The following is a 13,362-nucleotide window of genomic DNA, read 5'->3' as shown; positions in this document are numbered from 1 at the left end:
CGCCATGACATCGCCAGCGCCTCTCGCCGCCAGGTTCTCGGTCGACTCGGGAGATTCCTCCGCAGATGAGTCGATGCCCCAGGACGAGGTCGACCGGGGAGGCCACGGCCAGCTCACCGTCGAGGTGACCGAGAGGGCCACCGAACCTCAGGACCACAGCCTGTCCGTCGACTTCGGGGATCTCCTCTTCTGGATCTCCCCTGAGGTCACCACAGACTTCCGTCTCAGTTCGCTGACTCTGCTCGGTACCTCTGCGCATATCGGGTGCGGCAGGCTCTCCGCGTCGCTCGCCTCGACGGGCTCGCCGGGGGCGCCGAACGGGAGGCTCGACGCGATCGAAGAGTGGACCGTGTCGATCGATCGCGACTCGGTCACCGCTCCCCCGCTCGTGGAGGAGGGCTACGAACCATTGCCCCGGACGGGGTCCTGGCGCGACGGCGCCGCATCCGTCGCGCTCACGATCGATCCCGACGGCGTGGTCCGCAGGATCGTGCTGAGGCTCGACCGGAGCCGGCTTCGCGCGTAGCGGGCGTCGTGGTCCGACTGCCGACCTTCAGCCCTCGAGCCAGCGGGGCTCGACGAGTGTGACGCGGGGACCGGCACCCTCGACCTGCAGCAGCCGGACGAGCTCCTGGACGGCGAGCTCGCTGATCTCGATCCGTCGGGGGTCGAGCTGCGGCACGGAGGCCAGCAGCGGGCTGACGTCCACGAGGTCCTCGCCGCTGAGGGCGATGAACAGCCGGGTGTCGTCCACGAGGGCGCCGGTCGCCGCCATCGCGAACAGCACCTGGCGCACGCCGGTGATGCCGAACAGTGCGGTGCGCTGGTTCGGGAGGGTCAGGCGCAGCGCCTGGTCCGGCACGTCGGCCAGCGGGACAGCGTCCAGCACGACCTCGAGGCCCTCCTCCGAGGCGGCGTCCTCCACCCCGGCAAGGAAGCGGGCGACGTCGTTGCGGGAGCGCTTGCGCCCGGGCTCGCCGAACAGGAGCAGACGGTCGCACTGCTCCTCGACGGCGCGCTCGACGATCATCCCGCCCAGCATCTCGAAGTCGAGGTCCACGACAGAGCCCTGCGGGAACTCGTCGGGCTTGCCGATGGTCACGAAGGGCAGCCCCGACTCGATCACCGGGGCCACCCGTTCGTCGTGCCGTCCCAGCTCCATGAGGATCAGCGCCTCGCACACCCCTGTGCGCACCACACGGCGTATGCCCTGCGCCCCTTCCTGGGCGGTGACCAGCAGGATGTCGTAGCCGTAACGGCGGGCCTCGCGGGCGATCGCGCCGATGAACACCATGAGCACGCCATCATCGGACTCCGCCTCCGGGACCATCAGACCGATCACGCCGCTGCGCTGGGAGCGCAGGGTGCGGGCCCCGGAGTTGGGGTGGTAGCCGAGCTTCTCGATGGCGTCCTCGACCCGGGCCCTGGTGGCCTCGGAGATGGGGCGGGATCCGGTGAGCACGTAGCTCACCGTGGACTGGGAGACCCCGGCCAGTCGGGCGACGTCCTGGCTCGTCGGTGCTTTCTTCCTCACCGCCACCCCCTACCCTTCCTTCGGGCCACCGCTCACGCGGCGGTCAGACCAGAAGTCCCAGTCTTCCATGCGGTCAGGGCCTGGCTGCGCCCATCGGCGACATCCAGGACGCGGGCGCTCTCGAGAGCCTCGTCGAGGATCTCGGCGAGGTCCACTCGGCGTCCCGTGTCCGCGGCGCGCACCGCGGCCTCGACGATCGCCTGGGTCCACACGTTCCCGTGCACCTCGGAGGCGGGGACGTCCCCGCCGCGCAGGGCGGCGCAGAAGCCGGCCAGGGAGGCGTCGAGTTCCCAGAGCTCGTCGGCGGCGGGGTTGCGTCCAGCGATCTCCTCGCCGTCCTCGGGGTTGGCGGCGGGAGGCGTCTCCCCGTCCCAGCTCACCGAGCCGTTCGCGCAGCTCAGCAGCCAGTCGCCGTTCCAGCTGGTCTCGCCGCCGGGAGCGGCCCAGGATCCGGAGAAGGTGTGGACCGCCCCGGTGTCATAGGTGATCGCGACGGTCGCCGCGGCGTCCCCGGCGTACCAGCTCCACGGGGGGTTGTAGGAGCTGGCGGTGACGGAGACGGGGTTGCCGTCCAGCAGCACCCGCCCGGCGTCGAAGGCATGGATCGCCATGTCGACGATCAGGGGATGGTCCATCTCGTCCCGGAACCCGCCGAAGCGGGGTGCCTTGTAGAACCGGGTGTCCACGATTCCGGCGCCGCCGAGCTCGTCGGCGAGCCGCCTCGTCTCGTGCAGATGAGGATTGTTGCGACGGGACTGGGAGACCATGAACAGCTTCCCCGTCGCCTCGGCGTGCCCCGCCAGGGAGACGGCCTCGGCAAGGGTCGCCGCGCAGGGCTTCTCCCCCAGCACCGGGAACCCGGCGTGGAGCGAATCGGCCGTGACGGCGTGATGGGCGGCGGGGATCGTCACGTCGATCACGGCCTCGGCCCCGGCCTCCCGGGCGACGGTGACCGTATCGGTGCCCGTGGCGATCCCGGTGCGGAGATCGGCGGGCACGACCTCCTGGACCGCACTGCGTGCAGCGCCGTCGATCACGTCGACCACCCCGACGAGCTGGGCGTCGGCGCTGCGCAGCACGGTGCCGATCCACGCCCTGCCCATGCCGCCGGCGCCGACCACGACGACCTTCACGGGAGTCTGTGCTGCGAGGTTCGATGCTGTGGCGCTCATGCGCTCTTGCCCGCCGCCTCGGCGTCGCCCAGGCCCTGACCGCCGGAGCCGGTGAGGAACCAGTCGGTCTCGTAGCGGTCCAGGAAGGGCACCTCGCGGTCGCCGGCGGCCGGGCGTGCCCAGCTCACGCCGTTGGCGACCACCCGGCGCACGTCGGTGTGCTGGTAGACGGGGTAGTCCTGGTCCCCGGGGCTGAAGTAGAAGATCTTGCCCTTGCCGCGGCGGAAGGCGCAGCCCGAGCGGAACACCTCTCCCCCGCTGAAGGACGAGACGAACACCAGCTCGTCGGGCACGGGGATGTCGAAGTGCTCGCCGTACATCTCCTGCTCGGGGATGACGATCGGGTGGGGCACGCCCTCGGCGATCGGATGACTGGGGTTCACGGTCCACACCAGCTCGCGATCGGCCTCGTTGCGCCAGCGCAGCGTGCAGGTGGTGCCCATCAATCGGGTGAACGGCTTGGACCAGTGCCCGGAGTGCAGCACCACCAGGCCCATGCCGGCGAGCACGTGCTTCTGGACGCGTTCGGCGACTTCGTCGGAGACCTCGTCGTGGGCCATGTGACCCCACCAGGTGAGCACGTCGGTCCGGGCGAGGACCTCCTCCGTGAGCCCGTGCTCAGGATCATCCAGCAGTGCGATGTGAGTGGTGACGTCGTCCCCGAGGTTCTCGACGATGCCGGCACGGATGGCGGAGTGCATGCCCTCGGGATAGTGGTCGCGCACGCGCTGGTCGCGCTGCTCGTGGCGGTTCTCGCCCCAGACGGTGACGCGCAGCGGGGTGGTGGGCTCGAGAGCCATGGAACAGGTCCTTCCGAGGGGTGGGGTCAGTCGATGACAGGGAGTGCGGAGGGTGGGGTGATGCGGGGCGTGGTGGCGCCGTGGTCAGAGGGATCGATTTCTCATTTGACGGCGCCGCCGGTAGCTCCGGCAGCGATGTACTTCTGAGCGGCGATCATCAGCGCCACCGCGGGCACCGAAGCGATGACGGCCGTGGCCATCACAGAGCTCCAATCGGTGTCGTTGGTGCCGATGTAGTTGTAGAGGCCCAGCGTGACAGGACGGATCGTTTCGCCGGTGGTGAGGGTCAGCGCCATGAGGAAGTCGCTCCAGGCGAAGAGGAACGAGAAGATCCCGGCGGTGATCAGCGAGTTGATGCTCACCGGGAGCACGATCGACCAGAACGCCCGCACGTGGCCGCAGCCATCGATGTGCGCGGCCTCGACGATCTCCTTCGGGAAGGATTCCATGAACGCACGGATGATGAGGATCGAGAACGGGATACCGGCGGTGGCGTCGGCCAGGATCAACCCGGGGATCGTGTTGAGCAGACCCACCGTGTTGTAGGCCGTGTACAGCGCGTTCGCGATCACGATGCCGGGGATCATCTGTGCGATGAGGACCACGAACAGCACCACGCCGCTGCCCCGGATGGGGAACTGCGCCAGCGCGTAGGCGCACGGGGTCGCGATCACCAGCGACAGGATCGCCGCGCCGACGGCGACGATCAGCGAGGTGACGAGGTTCTGCCCCTGGTCGCTGATGGCGCTGGCATAACCGCTGAAGTCCGGGTTCAACGGCAGCAGCTGGGCGTTCAACGTGTTCCCGCCGGGGGCGAGCGAAGCGTTGACCATCCAGTAGATGGGGAACAGCATGATTGCGATGAACACGATCCCGAGGGCGGTGCGCAGTCCGCGCCGGGTCGGGGAATTGCGGGAGAGGACGGGACGGTGTCGCGATGGCGCCGTCCCGGGCCTGTGCTCGAGGGTCGTCGTCATGGCCTCATCCCTCCTTCATCGCGCGGGAGTTGGCGCGCAGATAGACCACCGAGAACAGCAGCGCGATGACGATGAGCACGTTGCCCAGTGCAGCGCCCTGCCCGAAATCGAACTCGATGAAGCTCATCTCATAGCTGCGGGTCGCGATGGTCTGGGTGGCGTTCGCGGGTCCGCCGCCGGTCAGTCCCAGGATCAGGTCCAGGACCTTGATCGTGTAGATCACCCCGAGCAGGAGCACCACGGAGACGACGGGTCGCAGCAGCGGCAAGGTGACGAACCGGAATGAGGACCACCCGGTGGCACCGTCGATCTCCGCCGCTTCGTAGAGCTCCGTGGGGATCGCCTGCAGCCCGCTGTACAGGAGCACCACGTTGAACGGGATGCCGAGCCAGATGTTCACCATCACCACCGCGATCAGAGCCGTATCAGAGCTGGTGAGCCACGGGATCGGTGCGGAGATGAGGCCGATCGCCTTGAGGGACTGGTTGAGGATCCCGCTGTCCTGCTCGAGGATCCAGCGCCATACGGCCGCCGAGACGATCATCGGCAGCAGCCACGGCAGGAGCAGCATCGAACGCAGCAGACCGGACAGCGGGAAGCTCTTGCGGAAGAACAGAGCAAGCCCCATCCCGATCACGAACTGACCGGCGATCGAGACGACGGTGAAGATCGCCGTGTTCGCGAGTGCCTTGGCGAAGATCGGATCGGCGAACACCGCCGCATAGTTCGCGAGGCCGACGAATGGCGCCTCCCCGCTGAAGAACGTCGCGGAGGTGTACTCCTGGAAGCTCATCGTGAAGTTCTTGACGATGGGGAATCCGAAGAACAGCGCCAGATAGATCGCGGCGGGGGCGATGAAGCCGTAGCGCACCGCGGCGGAGCCGTCCATCCGACGGCGCCGCCGGGGAGGGGCATGGGCCGCAGGGACGGCGGCGTCAGTGGTAGTGGTCATGGCGATCTCGGAGCGGGCGCTCAGCCGAGCGAGTCGGCGGCGTCGGCGAAGGCGGTCTGCGGATCGGTGCCGTCCACGAGCACCTGCTGGTAGGCGGTGTAGATCGCCTTCGCTGTGGCGGGCCACTCCGTGCCCAGCTTCCCGGTGCGGGAACGGGCGGTGGAGACCTGCTCGACGAAGGTCGCCAGCTCCGGGTGGTCCTGGGCGAACGTCTTCGCAGCCTCCATATCGGCAGGGATCGTGTTGCGCGCAGTGCCCATCGCCATCTGGTTCTCGGGAGAGACGAACTTCTGCAGCACCTCGGCAGCCTTCTTCTGCTTCGCGTCGTCACCGGTCTGTGGGATTGTCCAGACCTCGCCGCCCAGCGGTGCCACGGAGGCGTCACCCGCTGCGGGCACCGGGATGATCACCACATCCCACTCGAGGTCCGGGGCATCGGTCTGGAGACCGACGATGTTCCAGGGCCCGTTCACCACCATCGCGGCCTTGCCAGCCTTGAACTGGTCGATCGCATCGCCCTGACCCCAGTTCACGACGCCCTGGGACGCGGAGCCATCGGCCACGAGATCCGACCACAGCTGCGCGGCCTCGGCCACCTCCGGGGTGCCGATATCAGTCTCATCGCCACCGTTGGACCACATGAACGGCAGGAACTGCCACGTGCCTTCATAGGTGGCGATAGCCGAGAACGCGAGGCCGTAGACGTCGTCATGGGTGAGGGCCTTGGCCGACGCCTTGAGCTCGTCCCAGGTGGTGGGCGGCTCGACGCCGGCCTCCTTGAGCATCGTGGTGTTGTAGAACAGCGCGATCGTGTTGACCGTCGGGGCCAGTCCATAGACCTTTCCCTCGAACGTCCCGGCCTCCAGGATCTCCTTCGCGAAGCCGGAGGTGTCGATCCCGAAGTCCTCGAGCGGGACGAGCGCCCCGGAGCTGGCGATCTCCTGCAGATCCGGGTTGTCCAGCATGAGCAGGTCCGGGAGCGTCTTGGACGAGCTCATCTGGAGGACCTTCGCGATGAGCTGTTCACCGGGAACCTTCTCCCGGGCGATGCTCACCCCGACCTCAGAGCCCACGGCGTCGAGGGTCTCCTGGATGACCTTGTCATCGGCCGGGGTGTTGTAGTAGTCGACCACCCGGATGCTGTCGGGATCCCCGGAGGAGGAGCCGCCGCCTGATCCGCCGCAGGCGGCGAGGCTCAAAAGCCCCGGCACTGCGGCGAGTGCGCCGAGAGTACGCCGGGAGGGGCGGAAGCCCGACTCCGAGCTGGGAACGCGGACGGAGGCGGCGGAAGTGCGGGCACGCGGCTGATGGGACATCATCGTCTCTCTTCTCAAGTGCAGATCGATTCGAATCGATTCTGGGGAGCAGTGGGGCGGTCGTGCTCAGTGGGGGTCGAATGCGAGGCGGAGCGCCGACACTGGCGGCCCCGCGCACTGCGGTGTCCGCCATCATGTCCGAGCATCCACGCCTGCGCAAGGGCCTGATCACGACCACGCCCGCCGCCGTCGAGGAGCGCCTGCCGACCTCCGACGGTTCCTGCAGGCCGGCGCGGGTCCACCCGCAGGCCCCCGGGGATAACGAATCATCGATTCGTATTGCACACTCCTGCGGACCATGCCGCGCCCGCAGGACCAGCCCGCTGTCCACCTGTTGTCCGACAGGGCGCTGACGTCTGACCTCGCACGGGCCGGACGGGCCGGCGCCGCCTCGGACCGGATTCTCGCGTCGGCCCCGGCGAAGGCGTCCCGGCCGGCGCGGGCGGCTCCCCTCACAGACGGGCCGCGCCGCCGCTGCGCCGGCACCCTTCGGTGCTAGCGTGCCAGGGTGACCGTCTCGGAATCTCACCCTCCCGCCCTGTCCACCTCCTCCACCCCGGAGGGCCGCGGAGGCGGGAGCGTCGGCTTCGACCCGGAGCAGTACATCGCACTGCAGTCGCGCCACATCCAGGAGCGCCGCGAGCAGATCGGCGGCAAGCTGTACCTCGAGATGGGCGGCAAGCTCTTCGACGACCACCATGCCGCACGGGTGCTGCCCGGCTTCACCCCGGACAACAAGATCGCGATGCTCGAGAGGCTCAAGGACGAGCTGGAGATCCTGGTGTGCCTGAACGCCAAGGACCTCGAGCGCCAGAAGGTGCGCGCCGATCTGGGCATCACCTACGAGGACGACGTGCTGCGCCTCATCGACGTCTTCCGCGAGCACGGCTTCCTGGTCGAGAACGTCGTGCTCACCCAGCTCGAGCAGTCCAACCACGTCGCCCACGCCTTCATCGAGCGCCTGCAGCGGCTGGGGCTGAAGGTGGCCCGCCACGGCGTGATCCCCGGCTACCCGCAGGACACCGCCCGGATCGTCTCCGAGCAGGGGCTCGGCGCGAACGAGTACTCGACCACCCAGCGCGACCTCATCGTGGTGACGGCGCCGGGGCCGGGCTCGGGCAAGCTCGCCACGTGCCTCTCGCAGATCTATCACGACCACGCCCGGGGGATCCCGGCCGGCTACGCGAAGTTCGAGACCTTCCCGATCTGGAACCTCCCGCTCGAGCATCCGGTGAACCTCGCCTATGAGTCCGCCACCGCGGATCTGGACGACATCAACCTCATCGACCCGTTCCACCTGGCCGCCTACGGCAAGCAGGTCACCAGCTACAACCGCGACGTCGAGGTGTTCCCGCTGCTGCGCACGCTGCTGGAGAAGCTCACCGGCGCCTCGCCCTACGCCTCCCCCACGGACATGGGTGTGAACATGGCCGGGAACTGCATCGTGAACGACGAGGTGTGCCGCGAGGCCTCGCGGCAGGAGATCATCCGGCGCTACTACAAGGCCGCTGTGGACGAGCGCATCAACGACCACGACGACGTGGTCTCCCAGCGCGTGGCCATGGTGATGAGCAAGGCCGGCTGCCGGGTCGAGGACCGGTCCGTCGTGGGCCCCGCGCTCGCGATCGAGGAGGCCACCGAAGAGCCGGGCTCCGCGCTCCAGCTGCACGACGGCACCATCATCACCGGGAAGACCTCACCCCTGCTGGGCTGCTCGGCCGCGATGGTCCTCAACGCGCTGAAGCACCTGGCCGGGATCGACGACACCGTGCACCTGCTCTCCCCCAGCTCGATCGAACCGATCCAGACCCTCAAGACGGAGCACCTGGGCTCGCGCAATCCGCGTCTGCACACCGACGAGGTGCTCATCGCCCTGTCCGTCTCCGCCTCCTCCGACGAGCACGCCCGGCGTGCGCTGGACGAGCTGCGGAACCTCTCCGGCTGCGATGTGCACACCACGACCATCCTGGGCACCGTGGACGAGGACATCTTCCGCAATCTCGGGATCTTCGTGACCTCGGAGCCCCGCTTCCAGCGGAAGTCGCTCTACCACAAGCGCTGATCCGCGCCGGGTCGCCTCAGGGCAGGGAGATCAGCGCCTGCACCGGGGCGTGGTCCGACGGGTAGGCGCCCACCTCGTCGCGCCAGACGTTGATCGCGGCCTTGTCGGTGGTGAACTCCTCGGTGACCAGCACCCAGTCGATGCGGGTACCGCCGTCGACCGGGTCGTCGTAGCCGGGGAAGGTGCCCCACGCCGGGGTCACCTGCTCCTCCGCGACGTCCCAGGTGTCGCGCGTGGGACCGTCGGTGACCAGCGTCGTGTACGCGCCGGAATCGTGGGCCACCGAGTTGAAGTCGCCGGTGACGATCGTGGGCAGCTCGTCGAGCTCGCCGCCCTCGAACAGGTCGATCATCGCCTCGCCGCTCTTGATGCGCGCGGGCTCGGACTGATGATCGAAGTGGGTGTTGATGAACGCGAACTCGGTGCCGCTGGCCTTATCGCGCAGCCGCGCCCACACCACGATCCGCGTGACGCTGTTGCCCCAGGTGGCGGAGCCGATCTCGTCGGGAGTATCGGACAGCCAGAACTGGTCCCAGGACAGCACCTCGAGGCGGGTGGTGTCGTAGTAGATCGCCGAGTACTCGTCCTTGCTGCCGCCCTGGCGCCCGTAGCCGACCATCCGGTGCCTCGGCAGCGCCTCGTCGATCGCGCCGAGCTGCCCGTGCTTGCCCTCCTGGATGCCCAGCAGGGTGGGCTGCTCCCGCTCGAGCAGTGCGATGAGGAGCGGCTCGCGGTCCGACCAGTGGTCCGGCTCGCCGGGCTCCGTGTTCGCCTCGTTCTCCATGCGGATGTTGAAGGTCATCACGTGCAGCTGATCGCGCTTCGCCCTGCCGATCAGAGCCCGGCCGCCTCCTGCGCCGGAGGGACGAGCGGGCGCGGCCGACGCCGGTGCGGCGAGGGCAGCGGCGGCTGCGGCAGCTGTGCCGACCGCCACCGTCGTGGCGAACAGAGTGCGACGGTTCAACGACGAGGACATGGAGATGCTCCTGGGATCAGGGAAAGGGCCGCGATCACCCTAGGGACCCCACGACGTCGCAACCGACGTTCTGCCCGTTCAGCGGCGGATGTTCACGGATCCGCCGGGAGCCGGTCATCGCCGACCGGTCATTCTCAGGCCAGGGTCATGACCTCGAGCCGGGCGGTTCACCCCATCGCGTGCAGCGTCAGCGCCGCGAGGAAACCGAGCGTCGCGAGGAGCCCGGTGTACAGGGAGTCCTTCGCGAAGGCCTCGGGGATCATGGTGTCGGTGATCATGGCGAGGATCGCCCCGGCCGCCAGGGCGTTGACGACGGCGAGAGTGGCCGGCGCCGCCCCGTCCAGCAGCACGTAGCCGGCCAGCGAGGCGAGCCCGGAGACCAGCGCGATCGTGCTCCAGATCCCGAACACATAGCGGCGGCTGCGGCCGGCCGTCTTCCAGCCGGCGCTGCTGGACAGGCCCTCGGGGACGTTGGAGATGAACACGGCGGCGAACATCGGCACGCTCAATCCTGGCCCGGCGAGCACGCTCAGCCCGAGCACCATGGATTCGGGGACGCCGTCGAGCAGGGCGCCGATCGCGATCGCTCCCCCGCTGCCGCTCTGTTCACCTTCGGAGGTCTGCTGGTCCCCGGAGCGCTTGCGGTGCCGGGCGCCGCGGCGGGCCAGCAGAATGTTCAAGCCCACGTAGATGACGGCCCCGGCAAGGAACCCGCCGCTCGTGGCCAGCAGCCCGCCCTGATCCATGGCGTCGGAGACGAGCTCGAGGGTGAGCGCGGAGATCAGCACCCCGGCACCGAAGGCCATGATCCCGGCGACCACGGCCGGCGGGACCTTCACGAACCAGGCGATCGCGCTGCCCAGCAGCAGCGCGCCGCCGGCGACGAGTCCGGCGAGCAGGGCAAGCACCCAGGGGGCCATGGTGTCTCCTTCGCCGGCAGCGTGGGGTGTGTGACCCCGACCTTAGACCCGCGGATCATCGTGCCCCACCGCGAGAGCCGCGGACCGTCTCCTCAGAACGGGGCGAGGCGCGGCCGCTCCCGCATCTCCGTCGCGACCAGGGCATCGAGCAGGAAGCCCTCCATGTCCGCGCGCAGCTCGCGATGCTCCGGCAGATCCCACAGGTTCACGAGCTCGTCGGGATCGGCCTCGAGGTCGTAGAGCTCACCGGTGCGCTCTCGCGCGGTGGCCGGTGACCCGTGGTGCACGACGATCTTCACGTCGGCGCGCCGCACCATCGTGCAGTGCACCGGCGGGTCGTACTCCCAGCAGCTGTCCCGGTACTCGGTGAGGATCCAGTCCCGGTCCTCCCAGTCCTGTCCGCTCACCAGCGGCATCAGGTCACGGCCCTGGGCTCGGACGAGGCCGTCGCTCCCGGCAGCGGCCATGAGTGTGCGGGTGAGGTCCAGCCAGTCCACGAGCTCCTCCCGGACGGTGCCCGGGGCGATATGGCCGGGCCAGCGGATCAGCAGGGGCACCCGCACGGAGCAGTCGAACATCATGGGGCCCTTGAGGAGCATCTGGTGATCACCGAGCATCTCGCCGTGGTCGCTGGAGAACACCACCAGGGTCTCCTCCGCTAGACCCTCGCGCTCGAGCGCGTCGAGCACCCGTCCCACCTCGTGGTCCACGAGGCTGACCATCGCGTAGTACTGGGCCTTGATCTCCTGGATCTGCGCCGCAGTGTGCTCCGCGAAGCCGGCCATCTGCCCGGCGTAGGACCGCTGCGATTCCAGGGTGTGCACCGGGGGCTTCGTGGCGAGCTCGTCCGGCGTGGTGACCGGGGCGGGAAGGGAGCCGGCGTCGTACAGGGCACGGAATTCCGACGGTGCCTCGAACCCGTGATGGGGGTCGAAGAAGTTCGCGATCATGCAGAACGGTCGATCCGCATCGCGGGTCTCGGTGAGGAACTCGATGGTCTCCTCGGCGATCCAGCGGCTGTAGTGGGCCTCCTGCGGGAGGGCGTCGATCGAGCGCTCCCTCCGCACCACGGCCTGCTCGTGCAGCTCAGGATGGGTGCGGCGCAACCAGTGGTGGTACTCGTTCCCCGGGGATCGCACGTAGGGGTCGTGGGCCCAGCGGAAGATCCGGAACCCGTCGTCCAGGCGCGGTTCGATCCGGCCTCCGAAGGCGGATCCGAGATGGAACTTCCCCGCCAGGGCGCAGTCGTACCCGCCGTCGGCGAGGACCTTCGTGAACAGCTGCTGGGCAGGGTCGAGATCCACTCCGTTGGCCCACAGGCCGTGGTGGCGCGGGTAGACCCCTGTCATGAGGCTCGCGCGCGATGGGGCGCATACCGTCGACTGCGTGTAGCAGCGGGTGAAGCGCGCCCCGTCACCGGCCAGCCGGTCGAGGTTCGGGGTGCTGATGTGGGGATTGCCCGCCGCGCCCAGGGCGTCATATCGCTGCTGGTCGGTGCACAGCAGGAGGATGTTCGGTGCGGTCACGACTGATCCGTTCGATGGGGAGGGAGCGGCGGTACGGTCTCCTCCTGCAGTGCATCACACCCTGGCCGCCCCGGTCAGCCCCTCCGTCGATCAGGCGATCGGGTGATCGGCCGCTCAGGAGTCCGGCACCACATCACCCGATCATGTTCGTCGCGAACATGTTCGTGACAGTGGGTGCATGACACTGAACAACAGCCGACGAGAGCGCCCGGCCAAGCCCGCCCTGTCCCGCGAGTGGGCCGTCGCGGAGACGATCGAGATCATGCGTCGCGAGGGTTTGGAGAAAGCGACGATGCGACGCGTCGCGAAAGCCCTCGACACGGGCCCTGCGTCGCTGTACGTGTACGTCGCGAACACCGCAGACCTGCACTCAGCCGTCCTGGACGAGCTGATCGGGACGCTGGCACCCGGTGCACACGGGGACTGGCGAACCCGGCTCGAGTCGCTGCTCGCCGGGTACTCCGAGGTGCTGTACGCCTACCCGGGCCTGGCCCGGTCCGCACTGATGCTGCGCCCGACCGGCCCCTATGCCCTGCGGCTGTACGACCAGCTCCTGGGCCTGCTGCTGGAAGGCTCGATCGCTCCGAGCCGAGCGGCCTGGGGTGTGGACCTGCTGCTGCAGTACGTCACGTCCTCGGCCGCCGAGCACAGCCCGCCTGCGCCGAAGGACATCGGAGGTGACGAGCGCGAAGCGGACGATGAGAACGCGTTGGCCGCAGCCGTCGCGTCGGCCGATCCGCAGGTGACCCCTCACCTCGCCGTGCGCGCCGAGACGGTCATCTCGGGCACGCCGAGCCAGCGCACCACCTGGGCCATCCGTGCGCTGGTCGCCGGCATCACCGCAACTCCCACCACCGACGGCACGGGCGACCACGCCTGAATCGCTGCACCCGACATCACTCGCACCCGGACCACGAAGGACTCACCATGACTGTCAGTCTCTATCTACCCGATCCCGCGAGGATGGGGTAGTCCCGGCCGACGCGGTCTGACCCTTGCTTATGACTGGCCCGCAGGGTGCCTTAGCGTTGATCTGTCGACCGCCCGGCCGGGCACGCAGTAAGCACTGCCGCCGGATCGGGCGTGACCTAATAGGAGCCTGGAGCAGCATGTCGAGAGCGTCCCCG

General features: G+C 68.7%; 12 protein-coding genes. 3 read left to right on the top strand and 9 right to left on the bottom strand.

Annotated features, from left to right (window positions below; all coding sequences use genetic code 11):
* Window positions 1-4 precede the first annotated feature (4 nt).
* Complete coding sequence (locus tag INT49_RS09490) at window positions 5-526, top strand: hypothetical protein (protein WP_193117498.1); 522 nt, start codon at window positions 5-7, stop codon at window positions 524-526.
* A 27-nt stretch (window positions 527-553) separates the two neighbouring features.
* Here INT49_RS09490 and INT49_RS09485 read toward each other — a convergent pair whose 3' ends face one another.
* The 6 genes from INT49_RS09485 to INT49_RS09460 form a co-directional block, all read right to left on the bottom strand.
* Window positions 554-1,534 (bottom strand): LacI family DNA-binding transcriptional regulator, encoded by a 981-nt coding sequence (locus tag INT49_RS09485; protein WP_193117497.1) that lies wholly within the window; start codon window positions 1,532-1,534, stop codon window positions 554-556.
* 32 nt (window positions 1,535-1,566) lie between these two features.
* Complete coding sequence (locus tag INT49_RS09480) at window positions 1,567-2,706, bottom strand: Gfo/Idh/MocA family protein (protein WP_193117496.1); 1,140 nt, start codon at window positions 2,704-2,706, stop codon at window positions 1,567-1,569.
* A complete protein-coding gene (locus INT49_RS09475; RefSeq protein WP_193117495.1) occupies window positions 2,703-3,506 on the bottom strand; it encodes a ThuA domain-containing protein in 804 nt (267 codons plus the stop codon). Before INT49_RS09475 ends, INT49_RS09480 begins: the two co-directional genes overlap by 4 nt.
* Before the next feature lie 101 nt (window positions 3,507-3,607).
* Window positions 3,608-4,483 (bottom strand): carbohydrate ABC transporter permease, encoded by an 876-nt coding sequence (locus tag INT49_RS09470; protein WP_193117494.1) that lies wholly within the window; start codon window positions 4,481-4,483, stop codon window positions 3,608-3,610.
* A 4-nt stretch (window positions 4,484-4,487) separates the two neighbouring features.
* The gene (locus INT49_RS09465; protein ID WP_193117493.1) at window positions 4,488-5,435 is read right to left on the bottom strand and encodes a carbohydrate ABC transporter permease; all 948 of its coding nucleotides are present in this window, start codon (window positions 5,433-5,435) and stop codon (window positions 4,488-4,490) included.
* A 20-nt stretch (window positions 5,436-5,455) separates the two neighbouring features.
* Complete coding sequence (locus INT49_RS09460; RefSeq protein WP_226850128.1) at window positions 5,456-6,754, bottom strand: sugar ABC transporter substrate-binding protein; 1,299 nt, start codon at window positions 6,752-6,754, stop codon at window positions 5,456-5,458.
* A 535-nt stretch (window positions 6,755-7,289) separates the two neighbouring features.
* Between INT49_RS09460 and INT49_RS09455 the strand changes: the two genes are divergently transcribed.
* Window positions 7,290-8,813 carry a DUF1846 domain-containing protein gene (locus tag INT49_RS09455; protein ID WP_226850174.1) on the top strand — a complete coding sequence of 508 codons (1,524 nt, stop codon included), beginning with the start codon at window positions 7,290-7,292 and terminating at the stop codon, window positions 8,811-8,813.
* Window positions 8,814-8,829: 16 nt separating this feature from the next.
* On the opposite strand, the gene INT49_RS09450 is transcribed toward INT49_RS09455, so the two are convergent.
* The 3 genes from INT49_RS09450 to INT49_RS09440 all read right to left on the bottom strand — a co-directional run bounded on the left by INT49_RS09450 (window position 8,830) and on the right by INT49_RS09440 (window position 12,235).
* Window positions 8,830-9,789, bottom strand: coding sequence for an endonuclease/exonuclease/phosphatase family protein (locus INT49_RS09450; protein ID WP_193117491.1), 960 nt, complete (start codon window positions 9,787-9,789; stop codon window positions 8,830-8,832).
* 167 nt (window positions 9,790-9,956) lie between these two features.
* Entirely contained in the window at window positions 9,957-10,709 is a 753-nt protein-coding gene (locus INT49_RS09445; protein ID WP_193117490.1) for a ZIP family metal transporter, read from the bottom strand.
* A gap of 92 nt (window positions 10,710-10,801) precedes the next feature.
* A complete protein-coding gene (locus INT49_RS09440) occupies window positions 10,802-12,235 on the bottom strand; it encodes a sulfatase-like hydrolase/transferase (RefSeq protein ID WP_193117489.1) in 1,434 nt (477 codons plus the stop codon).
* Between the two features lie 178 nt (window positions 12,236-12,413).
* On the opposite strand from INT49_RS09440, the gene INT49_RS09435 reads away from it, so the two are divergent.
* On the top strand, window positions 12,414-13,115 hold the full coding sequence (locus tag INT49_RS09435; RefSeq protein ID WP_193117488.1) for a TetR/AcrR family transcriptional regulator: 702 nt from the start codon (window positions 12,414-12,416) through the stop codon (window positions 13,113-13,115).
* Window positions 13,116-13,362 lie beyond the last annotated feature (247 nt).

The organism is Brachybacterium tyrofermentans (genome assembly GCF_014897585.1).
Lineage (GTDB): Bacteria > Actinomycetota > Actinomycetes > Actinomycetales > Dermabacteraceae > Brachybacterium > Brachybacterium tyrofermentans.
Note: the sequence above shows the minus strand (reverse complement) of the source record. Positions and strands in the feature narration are given on the sequence as shown.

Coding starts and splice junctions, on each gene's coding strand:
- INT49_RS09490 (WP_193117498.1), top strand. CDS start 5: ATGACATCGCCAGCGCCTCTCGCCGCCAGGTTCTCGGTCGACTCGGGA.
- INT49_RS09480 (WP_193117496.1), bottom strand. CDS start 2,706: ATGAGCGCCACAGCATCGAACCTCGCAGCACAGACTCCCGTGAAGGTC.
- INT49_RS09475 (WP_193117495.1), bottom strand. CDS start 3,506: ATGGCTCTCGAGCCCACCACCCCGCTGCGCGTCACCGTCTGGGGCGAG.
- INT49_RS09470 (WP_193117494.1), bottom strand. CDS start 4,483: ATGACGACGACCCTCGAGCACAGGCCCGGGACGGCGCCATCGCGACAC.
- INT49_RS09465 (WP_193117493.1), bottom strand. CDS start 5,435: ATGACCACTACCACTGACGCCGCCGTCCCTGCGGCCCATGCCCCTCCC.
- INT49_RS09460 (WP_226850128.1), bottom strand. CDS start 6,754: ATGATGTCCCATCAGCCGCGTGCCCGCACTTCCGCCGCCTCCGTCCGC.
- INT49_RS09450 (WP_193117491.1), bottom strand. CDS start 9,789: ATGTCCTCGTCGTTGAACCGTCGCACTCTGTTCGCCACGACGGTGGCG.
- INT49_RS09445 (WP_193117490.1), bottom strand. CDS start 10,709: ATGGCCCCCTGGGTGCTTGCCCTGCTCGCCGGACTCGTCGCCGGCGGC.
- INT49_RS09435 (WP_193117488.1), top strand. CDS start 12,414: ATGACACTGAACAACAGCCGACGAGAGCGCCCGGCCAAGCCCGCCCTG.